The sequence below is a fragment of the Novosphingobium sp. genome, assembly GCF_040079535.1.
GTDB lineage: Bacteria > Pseudomonadota > Alphaproteobacteria > Sphingomonadales > Sphingomonadaceae > Novosphingobium.
The window spans coordinates 1-18658 of the sequence record NZ_JBEBKB010000044.1; the positions used below are offsets into that span (position 1 = coordinate 1).

Annotated in this window: 20 protein-coding genes, 1 tRNA gene and 1 pseudogene; 6 read left to right on the forward strand and 16 right to left on the reverse strand. The window is 62.2% G+C overall.

Annotated elements, in window-relative coordinates; translation table 11 throughout:
* The 8 genes and pseudogenes from ABL914_RS12000 to ABL914_RS12035 all read right to left on the reverse strand — a co-directional run.
* The coding region (locus ABL914_RS12000) for a TIGR04222 domain-containing membrane protein (protein WP_391563420.1) at positions 1-742 on the reverse strand (742 nt) is incomplete at its 3' end.
* Complete coding sequence (locus ABL914_RS12005; protein WP_391563421.1) at positions 743-1324, reverse strand: glycine-rich domain-containing protein; 582 nt, start codon at positions 1322-1324, stop codon at positions 743-745.
* Between the two features lie 49 nt (positions 1325-1373).
* A complete protein-coding gene (locus tag ABL914_RS12010; protein WP_391563422.1) occupies positions 1374-1706 on the reverse strand; it encodes a hypothetical protein in 333 nt (110 codons plus the stop codon).
* Positions 1707-1724: 18 nt separating this feature from the next.
* Positions 1725-2234, reverse strand: coding sequence for a ribosome maturation factor RimM (gene rimM, locus ABL914_RS12015; RefSeq protein ID WP_391563423.1), 510 nt, complete (start codon positions 2232-2234; stop codon positions 1725-1727).
* A gap of 207 nt (positions 2235-2441) precedes the next feature.
* Positions 2442-2903, reverse strand: a pseudogene (gene rpsP, locus ABL914_RS12020) (30S ribosomal protein S16); the annotation flags it as partial.
* 41 nt (positions 2904-2944) lie between these two features.
* Positions 2945-4396 (reverse strand): signal recognition particle protein, encoded by a 1452-nt coding sequence (gene ffh / locus ABL914_RS12025; RefSeq protein ID WP_391563424.1) that lies wholly within the window; start codon positions 4394-4396, stop codon positions 2945-2947.
* Positions 4397-4491: 95 nt separating this feature from the next.
* A tRNA-Ala gene (locus tag ABL914_RS12030) sits at positions 4492-4567 on the reverse strand.
* Positions 4568-4665: 98 nt separating this feature from the next.
* Positions 4666-4977 carry an FYDLN acid domain-containing protein gene (locus tag ABL914_RS12035; RefSeq protein WP_391563439.1) on the reverse strand — a complete coding sequence of 104 codons (312 nt, stop codon included), beginning with the start codon at positions 4975-4977 and terminating at the stop codon, positions 4666-4668.
* Positions 4978-5157: 180 nt separating this feature from the next.
* On the opposite strand from ABL914_RS12035, the gene aroA reads away from it, so the two are divergent.
* From aroA to ABL914_RS12065, 6 genes are all read left to right on the forward strand, one after another.
* A complete protein-coding gene (gene aroA, locus ABL914_RS12040; protein ID WP_391563425.1) occupies positions 5158-6510 on the forward strand; it encodes a 3-phosphoshikimate 1-carboxyvinyltransferase in 1353 nt (450 codons plus the stop codon).
* On the forward strand, positions 6507-7124 hold the full coding sequence (locus ABL914_RS12045) for a (d)CMP kinase (protein ID WP_391563426.1): 618 nt from the start codon (positions 6507-6509) through the stop codon (positions 7122-7124). The genes aroA and ABL914_RS12045 overlap by 4 nt, the downstream gene beginning before the upstream one ends.
* 77 nt (positions 7125-7201) lie before the next feature.
* A complete protein-coding gene (locus ABL914_RS12050; protein ID WP_391563427.1) occupies positions 7202-8152 on the forward strand; it encodes a GNAT family N-acetyltransferase in 951 nt (316 codons plus the stop codon).
* A 387-nt stretch (positions 8153-8539) separates the two neighbouring features.
* Positions 8540-10249, forward strand: coding sequence for a 30S ribosomal protein S1 (rpsA, locus tag ABL914_RS12055; protein WP_391563428.1), 1710 nt, complete (start codon positions 8540-8542; stop codon positions 10247-10249).
* Positions 10250-10423: 174 nt separating this feature from the next.
* Positions 10424-11182, forward strand: a complete 759-nt coding sequence (gene gloB, locus ABL914_RS12060; RefSeq protein WP_391563429.1) for a hydroxyacylglutathione hydrolase — start codon at positions 10424-10426, stop codon at positions 11180-11182.
* A gap of 4 nt (positions 11183-11186) precedes the next feature.
* Entirely contained in the window at positions 11187-12161 is a 975-nt protein-coding gene (locus ABL914_RS12065; RefSeq protein WP_391563430.1) for an NADPH:quinone oxidoreductase family protein, read from the forward strand.
* 57 nt (positions 12162-12218) lie between these two features.
* Here the strand turns inward: ABL914_RS12065 and ABL914_RS12070 are convergent, their stop codons facing one another.
* The 8 genes from ABL914_RS12070 to ABL914_RS12105 form a co-directional block, all read right to left on the reverse strand.
* Positions 12219-12758 (reverse strand): hypothetical protein, encoded by a 540-nt coding sequence (locus tag ABL914_RS12070; RefSeq protein WP_391563431.1) that lies wholly within the window; start codon positions 12756-12758, stop codon positions 12219-12221.
* An 11-nt stretch (positions 12759-12769) separates the two neighbouring features.
* Complete coding sequence (locus tag ABL914_RS12075) at positions 12770-13252, reverse strand: ATPase (RefSeq protein WP_391563432.1); 483 nt, start codon at positions 13250-13252, stop codon at positions 12770-12772.
* Between the two features lie 80 nt (positions 13253-13332).
* Entirely contained in the window at positions 13333-13557 is a 225-nt protein-coding gene (locus tag ABL914_RS12080; RefSeq protein ID WP_391563433.1) for a F0F1 ATP synthase subunit C, read from the reverse strand.
* A 41-nt stretch (positions 13558-13598) separates the two neighbouring features.
* Complete coding sequence (locus tag ABL914_RS12085; protein WP_391563434.1) at positions 13599-14348, reverse strand: F0F1 ATP synthase subunit A; 750 nt, start codon at positions 14346-14348, stop codon at positions 13599-13601.
* A gap of 17 nt (positions 14349-14365) precedes the next feature.
* Positions 14366-14677, reverse strand: coding sequence for an AtpZ/AtpI family protein (locus ABL914_RS12090; protein ID WP_391563435.1), 312 nt, complete (start codon positions 14675-14677; stop codon positions 14366-14368).
* Positions 14678-14890: 213 nt separating this feature from the next.
* Positions 14891-15310 carry a YdbL family protein gene (locus ABL914_RS12095; protein ID WP_391563436.1) on the reverse strand — a complete coding sequence of 140 codons (420 nt, stop codon included), beginning with the start codon at positions 15308-15310 and terminating at the stop codon, positions 14891-14893.
* 52 nt (positions 15311-15362) lie between these two features.
* The gene (locus ABL914_RS12100; protein ID WP_391563437.1) at positions 15363-15551 is read right to left on the reverse strand and encodes a YnbE family lipoprotein; all 189 of its coding nucleotides are present in this window, start codon (positions 15549-15551) and stop codon (positions 15363-15365) included.
* A gap of 80 nt (positions 15552-15631) precedes the next feature.
* The coding region (locus ABL914_RS12105) for a YdbH domain-containing protein (protein ID WP_391563438.1) at positions 15632-18658 on the reverse strand (3027 nt) is incomplete at its 5' end.

The window sequence follows — 18658 nt, forward strand, 5'->3', positions numbered from 1 at the left end:
CGGCACGCCGCCGCATATCGTGGAATTGGGCAATTGAAGATCCGGCCAAAACCGCCGTACCGAACAGCGCAACCGACAAGCCCATCTCATCGCCGGTCGGTGCGCGCCTGATCCGCTCGCAGCGCTCTCGCTCGCGCTCAAGCAGCAGCTCGCCCTCGCAGGTCAATCGCGCCGTGCGGACAAAGCGCCAGATCGCCAGACCTGCGGTTGCCACCAGCAGCACCGCCAGAAAGCCCACGGGCTTTCCCCCGCTCGTGCCAATCGCCACCCTGACCGCGCCAAATGCAAAGGCCAGCAGCAGCGGCACTATGGCCACCAGGCGCAGCTGCAATACCTGCCCTGCACCCAGCACCAGCCCGCTCGCCTCCAACCGGCGCGTGATCGTGGTTGATTGATCCGAAGCCGCCCCAAGGATCGCCTTCCAGGCGGCAGGCTGCGGAATATGCAGGATCGCCCGTTCAACCGGGGTGTTGCCGCCAGCAGCATCAGCCGCGATAAACCGGCCGTGCTTGTGCTGCACCAGCTTGCCAGCGGACAGCAGCCGGGCGACCGCAGATTCAGCCAATCGCACCGGCCCGCCAGCCAGCGCGGCCAATTCGTCTTCGCTGGCCGCCCGGCCCGGCCTGCCGTGCGGGCGGAGTTTCCCGGTCAACCAGCCGCTTGCCAGCCAAGCAACGCCCAGCACCGCCAGATAGAGCATTAGGAACGCGCCGCCACCAAGGCTCAATGGTCCAGATCCCATCTATCCAATTCCTTCCAGGAAAATTCCGCTGACAATTGCGCCGATTGCCGCGGCAGCAAGCAACAAAAGCGCCAATCTGCCGCGCGGGATCACCATCCCGTCGCGGGGATGAACCCGGCGGGCGCGCGGATCGTCAAGCAAGCGCTGCGCCGCACCGGGCCAGATATCGGCGGGCGGCGGGCCAAAGGCCTGCTCATAACGTTTCAGGGTATCGGCATATTGATCGAAAAACCGGCTACGCTCGTGGGTTCCGCCCTTGGTCGGTCCGTGGTGCAGCGCGCAGCCCAATATCTCTGGGCAAAACCTGTCCCAATAGTCGCGGCTATAAGTCAGGTGCAGATGCCAGACCTGGTCGACCGCATCGGACGGGGTGCATTGCCCTTCGCCGGTTACGGCCAGAAAGCAAAAGCGCTTGTATTCCGCTATCACGCGGGCCGTATGCGCATCGTTCCAGCCGTTTTCACGCGCCAGCCGCTGGGCAAAGCCAAGCGCAGCGTCATCGGGTCCGATGGTAAAAGCATTGAGCCGTTGCCAGACCGGGTGGCCGGGCCCGTTTGATTGCGGAGAGTGGTCCCATCGCATCTGGCTTATTTCTACTTGTTTTGTAGAGTTAGGTCAAATGAAAAGGCGATCAATCAAAAGCGCCGGGATCCTGGTGCGCCGGTTCCTTGCCGCGCCGGGCCAGCATGGCAGCCGGCAATCCGATCACCACGGCAATGATTAGGGCTGCGAAAAGCACTGCGGCCAATGGGATAAGCGGGCTGTAGCCATAGTCAGTCCCATTCCCGATCAGCAGAACCACCACCGGCAGGGCCATCGGCAGGCAACCCGCACCCAAGGCCGCACCCGCAGTGCGCTTGCGGTATGATGCAGCCGGGAAGAATTTTGGCAGAACGGCGGCCAGCACGAACGCGATAACGGCCGGCAGCATTGCGAAATAGATCAGGCTTACCAAGAGGGCCATAGCCCGCAGCATAGCCGATCAATCATCGCTGGCAAACTCCGCGCTGATTACCAACCGCTGCGCATCCCATTCGGGCACTGCTTCAGCGCGCATCGGCACCATAAATCGCTTGCCCTTTTTACCATCCACCGCCGGACGCTCGATCTCGATCACGTCGCCGGCTCCAAAATCCTCGATCGCGATGCAAGTGCCCAGCGCTTCGCCGTTGGTCGATATTGCCGCCAGGCCCAGCAGATCGGTGTGGTAATATTCGCCCTCTTCCAGCTGCGGCAGGGCGGCGCGCGGCACGGTTAGCGCGGTGCCGCGCAAGGCTTCGGCCTGGGTGCGGGTTTCAACTTCGGCAAAGCGGGCGATCGCGCCGCCCTTGCCATCATCACGCAGCTTGGTGAGCGAAAGCGTGGAATCGTTGAAGGCGCGAAATCGCCGGAGCGATTCCACGCCTTCACCAAACAGCTTCAGGCGCAGTTCGCCGCCCACCCCGTGCGCGCCGGCAATCGCCGCAAGCGTGACAGGGCGGGGATCGGCCAAGACTTAACCTTAAGCCTGTTCTTCGCTGGCTTCACCAGCCGCAGCTTCATCAGCCACAGCTTCATCAGCTTGAGCAACTTCTGCCTGGGCTTCCTCAGCAGCAGGGGCTTCATCGGCAGCCGGAGCTGCTTCATCTGCCTGTGCAACTTCGGCCTGAACTTCCTCAGCTGCCGGGGCTTCCTCGGCCTGCGCCTGTTCAGCCGGGGCTTCTTCAGCAGCAGCTTCTTCAGCAGCAGGTGCTTCAACCGCAGCTTCTTCAACCGCTGGCGCTTCAGCAACAGCTTCCTCGACCACTTCTTCAACCACCGGAGCGGCAGCAGCTTCTTCAGCCGCAGCAGCCTTGGCAGCGCGGTCTTCGACGCGGTCCTTGGCCTTCTGGCCCGGTTCAGCCTTCTTCAGGTTGACCGTTGCAGTGCGTTCCTTGATCCCGGCCTTGTCGAGCAAACGGGCAACGCGGTCAGTCAGCTGCGCGCCAACGCCCAGCCAGTACTTCACGCGGTCTTCTACCAGACGGACGCGATTTGCATCGTCCTTGGCCAGCAGCGGGTTGTACGTGCCAACCTGCTCCAGATACTTGCCGTCACGCGGGCTCCGGGTGTCGGTCGCGACGATCTTGTAATAGGGGCGCTTCTTGGAGCCACCACGCGAAAGACGAAGAGAAACAGCCATTTGAACTACCTTTCAAACAAATCAGATTAAAATTACGAAAATCACTTTTTTAGCAAATCATTGAGATTGGAAGGCAGGCCGCCCGGCCCGCCAAGGCCCGGCAACCCTGGCAGGCCGCCGCCAGCACCGCCAGCCATGTCGCCACCGCCGAACTTGCCGCCCAGCATCCCGGCCAGGCCCTTAAGCCCGCCCATCTTCTTCAGCCGCTTCATCGCGGTGCCCATTTCCTGGTGCATCTTGATCAGCTTGTTGACGTCTTGCACCTGCATCCCGGCACCCTTGGCGATGCGGATCTTGCGTTTGGCGTTGAGCAGTTCTGGGCGGGTGCGTTCCTTGGGGGTCATCGATCCGATGATCGCCTCCATCCGCACCAGCACCCTATCATCCATACCGCTGGAATCCATCGCCGCCTTGGCCTTCTTCATGCCCGGCATCATCCCGGCCAGCGCGCCGATCCCGCCCATCTTGCGCATGTTGCGCAGCTGTTCGGCAAGGTCAGTCATGTCGAACTGGCCCTTGGCCATCCGCGCAGCCATCCGCTCGGCATCAGCTTGCTCAATCGCTTCGGCAGCACGCTCGACGATCGAGACGACATCGCCCATCCCCAGGATCCGGCCTGCAACGCGGGCGGGATTGAACGGCTCGATCGCATCAAGCTTTTCGCCGGTACCGGCAAATTTGATCGGCTGCCCAGTCACATGGCGCATCGAAAGCGCCGCACCGCCGCGCGCATCGCCGTCCATCCGGGTCAACACCACGCCGGTCAGCGGGACCTGCGCGGAAAACGCCTGGGCGACGTTGACAGCATCCTGGCCGGTCAGCGCATCGACCACCAGCAGCACTTCCTTGGGTGCCGCAATGCCGGACACGGCCTGCATTTCATCCATCAACTGCTGATCGACATGAAGCCGGCCGGCGGTATCAAGCAGCAGCACATCGATTGCCTGAAGCTTGGCCGATTGCACCGCGCGCGCCGCGATCTCGGTCGGCTGTTGACCCGCAACGATCGGCAGGGTCAGGACATTAACCTGCTCACCCAGCACCTTGAGCTGTTCCTGAGCCGCCGGGCGGTTGACGTCGAGCGACGCCATCAGCACCTTTTTGCCCTGCTTTTCCTTAAGCAGTTTGGCCAGCTTGGCGGTTGTCGTGGTCTTGCCCGAACCCTGCAGACCAACCATCATGATCACAACTGGCGGCGCGGCGGCAAGATCAAGCTCGGCCGGTATGTCGCCGCCCAGCATCTCGGTCAGCTCGTCGCTGACGATCTTTACCACTTGCTGGCCCGGGGTGACTGAACGCAGCACGTTCTGGCCGATGGCTTTTTCGGTCACAGTATCGATAAAACGGCGAACCACCGGCAGCGCGACATCAGCCTCTAGCAGGGCGATCCGCACTTCGCGCATCGCATCGCGCACGTCTTGTTCGTTCAGCGCGCCCCGTCCGCGCAAGCGGTCGAATACCGTGCCGAGCCGATCTGACAGTGCGTCGAACATAGGCCTTACAAACTCCGAACGCGCATAACGCGAAAAACGCCGGCGGACGAAACCTCGTCAGCCAGCGTGCCGATCAGCACTCAACTTCTTCGGGTTGGTGGAGCCTAGCGGGATCGAACCGCTGACCTCCTGCATGCCATGCAGGCGCTCTCCCAGCTGAGCTAAGGCCCCTTACCAATCCTTCCGGCACGCCTTAAAAAGGCCCGCCGCCCTCGCCTTAAACGCGAGAGGTCGCCCCACTAGGGGCGACTCCCGCGATTGGCAAGGCCTTAATTCTCGTCAACGTTGCCCTCGTCAACACCAACGCCCAGGTCATCATCGCCGCCCAGATCGACATCATTATCGGGCGAATCGCCGTCTTCATCGATATCGAGATCTTCGGCCGCCAGATCGGTATCTTCGACCACTTCGGCTTTCTTGATTTCCTCATAAGGAATCGGCTGCTTTGACTTGAGCACCGGGTCCGGCAGCCAGGCAAAGTTGCATTCAACGCAAGTGACGGGATCGTCCTTGCCCAGATCGTAAAAGCGGGTGCCGCACTTCGGGCAGCCATGCTTGGTGCCCCATTCAGCCTTGACCATAAAATTCCTCACTGGCGAATTTCCGAACGGGATCTTCGCGAAAAACTGCTAGATGCCACTTGGGAACGGGTTGCGTTTGTCCTTGCGGGGGCGCGGCGCCAGTCCCAGCGCGGGGCGCGCCTTGCCATAGCACGGCGGCGCTGTCAAAAGCCGCGCGCAATTTGACCGAAAGACCGCACCTTGTCCGCGCCAGAAAACTCTGCCTCCACCCCGCGCCGCTTCGCCCCGCAAGGCCCGCTGCTGGGCGAAATCCGTGTGCCGGGCGATAAATCAATCAGCCACCGTTCGATCATGCTGGGTGCGCTGGCGGTGGGCGAAACGCGGGTCACGGGCCTGCTCGAAGGTGAAGACGTGCTGGCCACCGCCGCAGCGATGCGGGCGATGGGGGCCAGTGTGGAGCGCGCCGGACCAGGCGAGTGGTTGGTGCACGGGGTTGGCGTGGGCGCGCTGCTCCAACCGCAAGCGCCGCTTGATATGGGCAATTCGGGCACATCCACGCGCCTGTTGATGGGGCTGGTTTCGACCCACGCGATCGAAACGCGGTTCGTTGGCGATGCCAGCCTTTCGGGCCGCCCGATGGGCCGGGTGATCGATCCGCTGAGCCAGATGGGCGCTGCGTTTGCGGCATCCGAAGGCGGCCGCCTGCCGCTGACCGTGCGCGGAGCCAATCCAGCGGTACCGATCGAATACCGCCTGCCGGTCGCATCGGCGCAGGTCAAAAGCGCGGTGCTGCTGGCGGGGCTCAATACGCCCGGCATTACCACCGTGATCGAGCCCGTGCCGACCCGTGACCATTCTGAGCGCATGCTGCGCGGTTTCGGCGCAGAGCTTAGCGTTGAGGAAGTAGGCGGTGCCAATGGCCTTGAGCGCCTGATCCGCATTCGCGGCGAGGCAGAGCTGAAGCCGCAAGTGATCGAAGTGCCTGGCGATCCCAGCTCTGCCGCATTCTTCATGGTCGCAGCCTTGATTGTGCCGGGCAGCGAACTGCTGATCCGCAACGTTGGCCTTAATCCCACCCGCGCAGGTCTGGTCCATGTGCTGCGCGCAATGGGCGGCAGCATCGAGGAACTGAACCCGCGTGAAGTGGGCGGCGAGCCGGTGGCGGATCTGCTGGTCAAGCATTCTGCGCTGAAAGGCATCGAGGTTGATCCGGCGGTGGTGCCCAGCATGGTCGATGAATTCCCGGTGCTGTTCGTGGCCGCTGCGCTTGCCGAAGGGACCACGATGACGACCGGGCTAGAGGAATTGCGGGTCAAGGAGAGCGACCGGATCGCCGCAATGGCTGCTGCACTTACTGCGGCCGGCGCGCGCGTTACCGAAACCGAAAATGGCCTCACGATCGAAGGCTCCGGCGGCGAGCCGCTGCGCGGCAGCGCCAATTCGCGGGTCAAAACCCACCTTGATCACCGCATCGCGATGAGCATGGCAATTGCTGGCCTCGCCAGCCGGGATGGTGTGCTTGTCGATGATACCCGCCCGATTGCGACCAGCTTTCCGGTGTTCGAGGCATTGCTCCGGCAGGTCGCCGAATGATCATCGCGGTCGATGGCCCCACCGCCTCGGGCAAAGGCACCATTGCCAAGGCGCTGGCCGCGCATTTCGGCTTGCCGCATCTTGATACCGGGCTGCTCTACCGTGCGGTTGGGCGGCAATGTGCGCTGAACCACGGCAATGCCGATAATCCGGCCGATGCCTTGGCCGCCTGCGCGTTTCCCGATAGCCTGCTGGCCGACCCCGAACTGCGCAGCGAAGCCACCGGCGGGCTGGCCAGCCGCGTCTCGGTCCACCCTGCGGTGCGCCGCGCGCTGTTTGAGCGCCAACGTGCCTTCGCCACCCAGCCCGGCGGTGCAGTGCTGGATGGCCGCGATATCGGCACGGTGATTGCGCCAGAGGCTGAGGTGAAATTGTTCATCGTCGCCAGCGTGCCCGCGCGGGCCGAGCGGCGGTTCAGGGAAATGCAGGCGCAGGGCCGCCAAGTCTCGCTGGCCGAAATTTCGGCCGATCTGGAACTTCGCGATGCCCGCGATCGCAGCCGCGCCGAAGCGCCGCTGGTGGCCGCCAGCGGCGCGGTGCTGCTCGACACATCGGATATGAGCCGCGACGCAGCCATTGCCGAGGCGATCCGCATAGCCAGCCGGGCGCGCTAAACCCCCGCAATTTCATTCCAGCTTGACAGCGTTGGCATTTATCATAACATGTTATATAACATGCGATGGAGATTGCGATGACTGATCTTGTGGCTGCGATGGGCCCGGCATTTCTGGGCACGCGGCTAAAGCGCCTGGGCGAACGGATGCAAGCCGGCGCGGCAGAGGTGATTGCAGAGGCCGGCCTGCCAATCGTGCCAGCCCAAGTTTCAGTCTTGGCGGCGCTGCGCAGTGGGCCGCAAACGATCGGTCAGATCGCGGAAAGCATCAAGGCCAGCCAGCCCGGTGTGACGCGGATCGTTGGCCAGCTGAAGGAACTTGGGCTGGTTGAAAGCGCCAGCAATGCCGATCAGCGCAAGAATGTAGCCGCGCTCACCCCCAGCGGAAACGCCGCCGTTGCAGTCCTGGCCAAAGATATCTGGCCGCGAGTTGGCATGGCCGCGCAGGAACTGTTTGCCGGATTGCAAGGCGATTTCCTGCACCAGATCGCCGAAATCGAGCAGGCGCTAAGCGAGACACCGCTTTCGTTGCGGGCCAAGGCGGCCATTCTGGGCGGCCTGACCCTGCGCGAATGGGAGCCTGCCCTCGCCCGCTATTTCCGCGATATCAACGCCGAATGGATTGAGGCGATGTTTGAGCTGGAAGAAGCGGACCGCGTGGTGCTGAATAATCCGCAGGAGAAGATCGTCAATCCGGGCGGCACGATCCTGTTCGTCGAAGCACCAGGCCTGGGCATAGTCGGGGCCTGCGCGCTCAAGCCCGATGGCAGCGGGGCGTTCGAGCTGACCAAGATGGGCGTACGCGAGGCCGCGCGCGGGCTGAAGGCCGGCGAATTTCTGCTGGAAAAAGTGATCGAGCGGGCCGGGCAAATGGGAATTGAAGAACTGTATCTCCTCACCAGCAAGAAATGCGAGGCCGCGATCCATCTCTACGAAAAGCTGGGCTTCGTTCACGATGCCGGCATTATGGAGGCCCATGGCGCAGAATACTGCCGCTGTGATGTGGCGATGCGGTATATCGCTGGCTGAAGCACGGGTGCGGCCAAATTGACCAAGCAACGGCGCAGAGCGAAGCCAATCTGGCAGCCCCGTTGCTTCGTCATCCCCGCGCAGGCGGGGACCCAGGGTTGGCCACCACTGGATCCCCGCCTGCGCGGGGATGACGAAGCAACAGGCAAGCGCAATTCCGATTAGTCCTGCCTATGGATTGACCGCCAAAATCCTTGCATTTTCCCAAGTCAAAGCCTAAGCGCCGCCGGTCCCGATAGCCCCGGCTTGAAAGACGCTGCGGATGGCAATCGGCCCCCGCGGCAAGACGGCCCCTTTTGGCCCACTTTGGCAATCCCGCCATTGTGGAGAAAAGACCAGCGGAACCAACCGCTTGGCCGGAAACATTGTAACGAGGAAACTCACCCTATGGCATCTACTGCCAACCCCACCCGCGACGATTTCGCCGCGATGCTTGACGAATCGCTCGGCGGTGCCAGCGATGGCGGCTTTGAAGGCCGCGTGGTCAAGGGAACCATTACCGCAATCGAAAACGACAAGGCCGTCATCGACGTTGGCCTGAAGAGCGAAGGCCGCGTTCCGCTGAAGGAATTCGCGATGCCGGGCCAGCCGCACGGGCTTTCCGTGGGCGACGAAGTGGAAGTCTTCGTTGACCGCGTTGAGAACTCTGAAGGCGAAGCCATGCTCAGCCGCGATCGCGCCCGCCGCGAAGCCGCATGGGACAAGCTGGAAAGCGAATTTGGCGAAGGCAAGCGCGTTGATGGCGTGATCTTTGGCCGGGTCAAGGGCGGCTTTACGGTCGATCTTGATGGCGCTGTGGCATTCCTGCCCGGTAGCCAGGTCGATATCCGTCCGGTCCGTGATGTCCAGCCGCTGATGGATATTCCGCAGCCGTTCCAGATCCTGAAGATGGATCGCCGCCGCGGCAATATCGTGGTTTCGCGCCGCGCCGTTCTGGAAGAAACCCGCGCCGAACAGCGCAGCGGGCTGATCTCGGGCCTGGCAGAAGGCCAGATCATCGACGGCGTTGTGAAGAACATCACCGATTACGGTGCATTCGTGGATCTGGGCGGCATCGATGGCCTGCTCCACGTTACCGACATGAGCTACAAGCGGGTCAACCACCCCAACGAAGTCATCAATATCGGTGATACCGTCAAGGTCCAGATCATCCGCATCAACCAGGATACCCAGCGCATCAGCCTTGGCATGAAGCAGCTGGAATCGGATCCGTGGGAAGGCGTTGCGGCCAAGTATCCGGTCGGCGCGAAGCTGAGCGGCGTGGTGACCAACATCACCGAATACGGCGCATTCGTCGAACTGGAATCGGGCATCGAAGGCCTGGTCCACGTTTCGGAAATGTCCTGGACCAAGAAGAACGTCCACCCCGGCAAGATCGTCAGCACTTCGCAAGAAGTCGATGTGCTGGTGCTTGAAGTCGATAGCGACAAGCGCCGGATCAGCCTTGGCCTCAAGCAGGCCCAGCAGAACCCATGGGAAAGCTTTGCAGAAAAGCACCCGGTTGGCTCGAACGTCGAAGGCGAAGTCAAGAATGCTACCGAATTCGGCCTGTTCATCGGGCTCGATGGGGATGTCGATGGCATGGTTCACATGTCGGATATCGCCTGGGGCATCTCGGGCGAAGACGCGCTGGCACTACACCGCAAGGGCGAGCAGGTTTCGGCCATCGTGCTTGACGTCGATGTCGAAAAGGAACGCATCAGCCTTGGCATGAAGCAGCTTGAAAAGGGCGCTCCGGCGGCCGGCGTTGCTGCGGCATCCTCTGGCCTCAAGAAGAACGAAGTCATCACCGTCACCGTGCTTGAAGTGCGCGACGGCGGGCTTGAAGTGCAGGCTGGCGACGATGGCGCCACCGGCTTCATCAAGCGTTCGGATCTGGGCCGTGACCGTGACGAGCAGCGTCCTGACCGGTTCCAGGTTGGCCAGAAGCTTGATGCAATGGTCACCGGGTTCGACCGTTCGAAGAAGCCCAACTTCTCGGTCAAGGCGCGTCAGCTCCACGAAGAGAAGGAAGCGGTGGAACAGTACGGTTCATCGGATGCCGGCGCTTCGCTGGGCGACATCCTGGGTGCCGCGCTGAAGGCCAAGAAGGACTAAGCGAACTCAAACAATCGTCATTCCCGCGAAGGCGGGAACCCAGAGCCCAGCGAGACTGGGTCCCCGCCTTCGCGGGGATGACGATACGAATAGAGGCAGCAAGGCCCGTCCGGAGCGATCCGGGCGGGCTTTTGCTTTTAGGGTTTATCGCTAAGGTGGCTGCGGGAGATTACCATGCTTGAAGTCCACCAGTTCGCCTGCCTGTCTGACAATTACGGTTACCTGCTGCACGATCCGGTCAGCGGCGATACGGCTTGCATCGATACGCCCGATGCCGATGCCTATTTGGCCGCGGCGCGGGCCAGGCATTGGCAGATCACCCACGTCTGGAACACCCACTGGCACCCAGATCACGCTGGCGGCAACGCGGCGATCAAGGCGGCCACGCACTGCGAGGTGACCGGCCCGGCCGAAGTAGAACGGCTCGGCACCGCGCCCGATCAGGTGGTGAAACACGGCGATTTGATCACGCTGGGTGATTGGCAAGTGCAGGTGATCGACGTTTCCGGCCACACCAACGGCCACATCGCCTACTACATTGCCAAGGCCGATCTGGCTTTCGTGGGCGATGCGGTGTTTGCGCTGGGCTGCGGGCGGATGTTTGAAGGCACGGCGGACCAGTTCTGGGCCAGCCTGCGCCGGATCAAGGCGCTGCCGCCATCGACCCTGCTCTATTGCGCGCACGAATATACCGAGAGCAACCTGCGCTTTGCACTCCACGCCGATCCCGATAACGCCAAGCTGCATGACTATGCCGCCCACATCGGCAAAGTTCGCGCGGCCGGCAAGCCCACCGTGCCGACCACGCTGAGCCGTGAACTGGCCACCAACCCGTTCCTACGAGCTGACGATCCCGAAATGCAGACCCGCTGGGGCGGCGGCGATGCCGTGGCGACATTTACGGCGCTTCGGACGGCGAAGGACAGTTTCTGATCCGATGAAGGCCCTTACCGTCAAGACCCTCTCCCCCGACCTGTCCGGGGTCGAACTGACCGATCTGCCGCCACCTGAGCGCAAGCCCGGCGAAGTGCTGGTCAGAATCCGCGCCGCATCGCTGAACTTTCCCGATCTGCTGATGACGCGCGGAGAGTACCAGTTCAAACCCGATCTGCCCTTTGTGGCCGGGCTCGAATTTGCCGGTGAAGTGGTTGAGGCCGATCCGGACAGCCAATTTGCGCCCGGCGACACAGTCTATGGCGGCAACAAGACCGGTGGCTTTGCCGAATATACCGCAGTCCCGGCCCGCGCGCTAAGCCGCATGCCGCATGGCATCGGCTTTCCCGCTGCAGCAGCGCTGGGCGCGGCCTATGGCACGGCCTACACCGCCTTGGTTGAGATCGGCGCACTGCAGGCCGGGCAATGGGTGCTGGTCCACGGTGCCAGCGGAGGCGTGGGCCTGGCGGCAGTGGAACTGGCCAAGCGGCTGGGTGCCCATGTCATCGCCACAACCGGATCACCGGCCAAGGTTGCCGCACTACAAGCTGCGAGTGATGCCGATGCGGTGATCATGGCCGAGGGCCGTTTTCGCGAACAGGTGGCAGAGCTTACCGGGGGTAAGCTGTGCAATCTGGTCTATGATCCGGTCGGCGGCGATGTGTTTGATGAAAGCACCCGCTGCGTCGCGTTTGGCGGCAAGCTGCTGGTGATCGGCTTTGCCGGCGGCCGGATAGCCGATATTTCGACCAACATCCCGTTGATCAAGGGCTTCTCTGTTGTCGGCGTGCGGGCGGGCGAATATGCCCGGCGCTTTCCAGAGCGCGGCCGCGTGATCCGCGAAGCCGTTGCAACACTGGCCGCCGATGGCCGGCTCAGCCCGCATATCGACCGCATCCTGCCGTTGAGCCGCTGGCGCGAGGCCTATGAAGCGATGGCGGGGCGCGCGGTTGTGGGGAAAGTGGTGTTGGAGCCCTGAAACGGAAAAGGGCGGCCCGAAAGCCGCCCTTCCCCTCTCCAGCTCGATAATGCGGGATCAGAGCCCGGCGATGGCCTCATCAACCAGGGCCTTGTCAGCCTTGGCGGTGTGGCCCGCAGCAATCAGATCACGCGCGGCACCGGCAGCAGCCTGTGCTGCCTTGGCCCGCAAACCTTCGACGGCTGAGCGCTCAGCCGCGGAAATCTTGTCTTCAGCCATTTTTTCGCGGCGAACGACCAGTTCGGCCGCATCGGAAGTAGCCTTGGCGACAATCGCTTCGGCTTCGTGCGCGGCGTGGGCAACGATGCCCTTGGCTTCCTTTGCCGCAGCCGCCTGCTGGGCTTTGGCACCCGCCAGCAAAGCTTCAGCTTCAGCGCGAACGGCCTTGGCTTCATCCAGCGATCTGCGGGTTTCAGCGATCTGTGCATCAAGCGCGCCCAGCACTTTTTGGTGCGCCTTGGCAAAGAAAATTGCGATCAGGATGAACAGCGTAATCCCGGTATAGACCCAGCCCTCTGCGCCCAGACCCATAACGGTGGCTTCAACGTGTTCGCCATGTTCGGCGGCGGCAGCAAGGATGCTCATGATAGTGGTCATGCTCTGTCCCCTCAGATCCGCGCCGCGACCGAAGCCTTCGCGGCATCGAGCTTGGGCTCGGTTCCGGTCAGCTTGGCAACGATTGCCTGGGCGCTGCTGGCTGCGGCATCGGCGATTTCGGCTTCGGCCTTGGCTACCGCCTTGGCGATCCGCGTTTCGGCAGCAGTCAGTGCGGCATCAGCCTTTACACCCGCTTCAGCCAGCTTGGCCTCAGTGGATTTGGCGGCAGCGGCCTTGGCTTCGGCGATGGCACTGCGAGCAGCTTCGCGTGAGCGGTTCATTTCGGCATGGTAGGCTTCATCAACCGCACCGGCGCTATCCCTGGCTGCCTTGGCAGCCGCCAGATCACCGCTGATCGATGCTTCGCGCGCATCCATCACCGTGCCCAGCTTGGGCAAGGTCAGGCGGACAACGCCGAAATAAAGCACCACGAACGTAACTGCCAGCCATGCAATTTGCGACCAGAAGACATGTCCGAAATCAAACTGAGGCATTGCGTTCCCTGCCTGCAAAAAAATTGAAACGGCCCGGCGCGCGCAGGTTCACCCACGCGCGCCGCAGACCGGAATTTGGTTCAGCCGAAAGCCAGTGCCAGCGCGACAACGGCCGCGATCAGGCCAAGCGCTTCGGTCACGGCGAAGCCGAAAATCAGGCGGCCGCCCATCTTGGCGTCAGCTTCGGGGTTGCGCACTGCACCATTGAGGTACTGGCCGAAGATCGAGCCCACGCCGATAGCGGCAAGGCCCGCACCGATAGCAGCCAGACCGGCGCCGATGACTTTTGCAGATGCTGGATCCATGATGAATTCCTTCTTTGGTAGAGATGTGAAGTTGATAGGACTTAGTGGAGGTTGATGGCGTCGTTGAGATAGAGCGATGCCAACAAAGCGAAAACATAGGCCTGGACCACCGCGATCAGCACTTCAAGCGCGGTCAGTGCAACAATGACGAGCAGCGGCAGCGCACCCAGCACATAGGGCAGCGCACCAAACGAGCCCAGCGTGACCACGAAAGTGCCAAACACCTTCAGCAGCACGTGGCCAGCGGTCATATTGGCGAACAGCCGGATCGCCAGCGTGAACGGGCGGGTCAGGAAGCTGAGAAATTCGATTAGGAACACAAAGGCGCCCAGGAAAATGTTCGCATCCTTGGGCCAGAACAGCGCCAGGAAATGGAAGCCGTGCCGCCAGATGCCAACCACGCAAACGGTCACGAAAATGATCATCGCAAGGCCGAAGGTAACGGTGATATGGCTGGTAGGCGTAAACGCACCAACCCACGGGATCATCCCCAGGAGGTTGCAGGCCAGTACGAAAATGAACACCGAGAAGATCAGCGGCGCATAACGCCGGCCCTCTGGCCCGACATTTTCATCGAGCATTTTGCGCACGAAATCATAAAGATATTCAGTCGCCGCCTGCCACCGGCCCGGAACCAGCTGCGGCTTGGCGGTACCAACGAACAGAAAGATCGAAACCGCTGCCAGCGCGATCACCATCCACAGCGATGAGTTCGTGAACGAAACGTCGTATCCCGCCACGCTGAGTGGCTTGATCGCTTCGACCGAGAACTGTTCCATCGGATTGGCCATCGAAAGTCCCTAAGTCCTTAAACGTCGTTACCGGGATCGGTATCGAACTGCCGCGAGGCTTTCATCGCGCTGCGGGTGCCGGCGGCAAAGCCCAGCACCAAGCCCACGATCATGCCCCACGGACGGGTTCCGGCCCCGGCCCAGTTATCCAGCGCCCAGCCGGCAAAACCCAGAACCAGCACCGAGCCGACAAACTCGATCCCCACGGCCCAGCCACGCGATTCGGCGCGGCCTTCAGCCCGGGAGATGCCCCGTTCATGCTTCGCCTGCGCTTCGGCAATCCGCCGGTCGAGAAGATCCCCGCCGTCATTATTGCTCAAATCAGCCACGCGATAGCCCTGTCTGCTGCGGTGCCCGAAGGGGCCTAACCAGCCGGAAAAATCTGCACGTCTGCACCCTTCCCTAACGCGTAGGGGGGGCAGAACGCGGCCCCTTTAGGAAGGGACTAGGGCCGAGTCAACCGCGCGCCCCTCTGCCATGGAAAAGGGGCGCCGGTGTTTACCACCGACGCCCCAAAATTCTGGCTGTCCTGCCTAACCCGATCAAGGTGCAGGCGGACAGCGATTGTCGCGCAGCGGGGCCTCTGCGGTGCGGGTTTTCCACGAACCGTCGGGTGCCTGATACTTCTCACCCAGCTTGGTCTTGAGGATCAGCTGACACGCCGTGGATATGGCATATTCTTCCACGGTCACATGATTGGTCTGGGCCTTCTGAACATAGATTGTGCGGCGCTTGATGTTGATATCATCAGCCAGGCGGCGCGTTTCGGCGCTGGCGGCACCGGGGAACCCCAGATAGCCGTCAGTCTGTTCGCCAACCTGGCCAGAACTGCGGGCGGCTTCAAGCGCCGGATTTGCGCTCTGCGCAGCCAGCGGAGCCGCGATCAGCGCCGCGCCCAGCATCAAGCCGCCAAGCCCCTGCGAAAGGGGGCTGTGCCCAGTTTTGTTGAAACCGTTGATCACGTCATGCACTCCAATCAAAACAAGCCTGGCCAATCAAAACAAGTCTGGCCAATCAAAACACGTCAGGATTATCTTCAATCGTGTTCGCAGCATCGGCTGCGAGGCGATAGATAACCTCCTGCTTGATGTTGATGTTCAGCTCGATCACGATCGGCTTGTCCGGCGCATTGACCGATACACAACCCGAAAGCGCCACCGCGCCGCCCAGCAATATCGCCACAGCGGTTACCCGCCTGGCCATCGGCCTTCGTTTCCCGGATTGCCTAACCTGCATCAGCAGGCTTGTGACAAAGCGGGCGCGCAAGGTCAATTCATGGGAGATCATGGCGCAGTCCTGCTTTCTGGAGGCTGAATATCTTGCGGTTTTTGCCCCGGTAGCGACGCCGGAGGGGGTAAAGGTGGGGGCGCGGCCGGCGCAAGCGGCGCAGGCGCCGGTTCAGGCTTGCGCGGTTTTCCATCGGGCCCGACCAGCCCCAGTTCGCGTGGATCGCGGGCATAGCTTGGATCGTAGAGCGATTTGAACGAGCCGAGCAATTGATAGAACGGGGCATGGATATTGACGTTGAGCTTGATCGGCAGCTTGGCAAAGCGGCGGGTCAGGAAATTGCGTTTGGCCCCGGTGCCCTGGCGCACGCCATCGATTTGCATGTGCGATACGATCTCACCATCAATATGCCCATCGAGGGTAATTTCCATCCGGCTGAAATCAAGGCTGCGCAGCGCCTCGAAGGCGAAATTGCCCATCGGCGATAGATCACGGTAGGATAGCTCTCCAACATACGAGATATTGCCGCCGGGCGCGCGTGAGACAAGCAGACCATTTTCGATCCGCCCGCCTTCCTCATCAAACACCAGCGGCAGCGTGCCATCGAAAATGCCTGTGGCTGAAAGATTGCCCAGTTCCATCCGCTGGACAAATTTGGCGGCATTGATCCCTTCAACCTTCAAGGTGAAGCGCCGCACTTCGGCCGCACCCAGCACCATCCGGGTTGGCAGCAGCACCAGCCGTCCATCAATAAACGGCCACTCCGCTCCGTTCACTTGCAGGACATGTCCGGGCTCAAGCTGAAACGAAACATCCCCGTCGTTGACCTCGATCCCGGGGTTGATCGATTTGACGCTGAGATGCTGCTGCGGGGCTGTGACCAGGTTGAGAAGATCGGTGAAGTGAACCGTTCCTGTTACCCCTTTGACCGGGCCAAACAGCGCAGCGAAATCGGCGTTCTGGGTCGAAAAATCGCCGCTGCTGGTTACGCCTGCGCGGTTCCAGTCAACCCGGCCCTGCCCGGTGACGGTGCCGTTCGCCAGCGCAACCACGCCCGATGTGTAATAGGTCAGCATATCGGGCTGGAGCTGCTTATCAAACACGATGCCCGGCACCAGCAGATCAGCATGGCCAAGCACGGTATCAAGATCATGCTCGATCCTGGTATCCACAATCACCCGGTCGCTCTTGGGCTCACGCAGCAGGGCCTGCGCGGTAAATGTCGTGGAGTGCAGCTGCAACGCCGCATCGCGCGCCATCAGCGGATAGAACCGGGCCAGCTTCTCACGGTCACGGATCCACAGATTTGCGCCTGAAATAGCCAGATCTCCGCCGGCAAAGCGCCAGTTGCCCGATGCATCAAAGACATCGATCGGAACCACATCCAGCTTTAGCTCTGTGCCGGCAAAGGTGCCGATCACCTGGCTGCCCAATTGCGCCTTCAGCACTGCTATTTTCAGCGTGTTGGGCTGTTCGATCGGCCCCAACGAAACATTGATATCGCGCGCGGCCATTGCGCCAGGCCAGGCCAGCCCGACAGCCCCGCTGTTCAGCCGGATCGCGGTTGTGCCCAGCGTGCCGGTGAATGAAAGCGCCGCCGCCCCGGCCGCGGCGCGAAAGCCCCGCCGATCCAGCCTGACAATCGCACCTTCCTTGCCCGGGCACAGTGTCAACATCTGGGCATTAAGCGAAAGGTTGGCCACCTTGAACCGATCAAACCGCACCGGGGTGCATCTGCGCAGCATGGCAAGACCGCCGCTGCTGGACCAGTTGCCCTCTACTGGCAGGCGCAGATTTTCCACCTGCCCGCCGGGCAAGGGCCCGCTAAGCTGCGCTTCTCCGGCAAACCCGATCGCGCCGCTGGGCAATTGCACCAGCTTCAGCCGGGGCAAGGCGATCCGGCTGTCTCCGGCGCGGTATTCAGCCAGGCTTAGCTGGGCCGCACCGCCGCCGGTGCCATTGCGCTCAAACCGGGCTTCGATCCTGGGCAAGCCCGCGCCATCGGTGATCAGATTGCCCGACAGGCGCGGTCCGCCCCGCCGGCCCAGCACCAGATCAAACCGCGAAAGCTGCGCCAGCCGCGCGCCGTGTGCCCCGCGCCAGACCGCGCCGGGAACCGAAAGCTGAGTGATGCCGCCGGTTTGACTCAGTCGATAGGTCGCCGCCAATGAGCTGCCAGGGGCCTCACGCAACAGGGCGCCGCGCAGCTGCCTGGCCAGCGGTTCCAGCAAAGTGCCCTGCCCGGCCCCGGCAAAGCCTGCCAATGCGCTATCAAACTGTTTTCCCGGAGTAACCCCCTGGCCGGCAAAGGCCCCGCGGGCATCCCACCGGGCCAACCCATCATGGCTGCGCAAATCGCCATCAAGCTGCACTTTGGCCATCTGCGCACCGGCCGTTTCCAGCCGGCGACCATCAAGCTTGTAACTGGCGACCAGATCGCCCTTGGCAAAGGTCAACGCCCCATACCCCTGAGCCGAAGCGAGCCGATTGCCCTGCCATGCCAAAGCTCCGCTGCTAAGCCCATATTCGCCATCGACCCGGTCAAACGCCGAACCCACCACAGCCTTGAGATTGAGTGTTGCGGCCTGCGCAGATGCCCCCCCACGCCCACAATCAAGCTTGGCCAGCCGCAGCGGGCCATCAAAGCTGGGCGCGGCACTGGCGGTGGTAACTTTGCCAAACGCGCTGACTTGCCGGGCCGTGCAGCTTCCCATGTGCAGCGCGGGCGCCACCGCCGCCAGCGTTCCGGCAAACCCATTGCGCAGGTTGCCCGCGCCTTCAGCCTTAAAGCCAACCGGCCCATAGGGGCTATCAAGCCGGGCCCGGCCATCAACCAGCTTAAGATCAAGATCTGGCAGCCCGGCAGGGCCAGCGCGTTTGGCATAGATCAGCTTGTCGAGTGCGCCGAAACTGACCTTGCCGTCCTTCAAGGTGCCGTGCAGCCGCGGCCGGATCAGGGTGATCCGGCCCAGCGTGGGCATTCCAAGGCCAAGATTGGTTTCAACTTCTACGCGTTCAACCAGCAGATCGGGATTGGCCGGATCGCCGAAGCCGGGCGGCTGCTGGGGATTATCGTCCTGGAT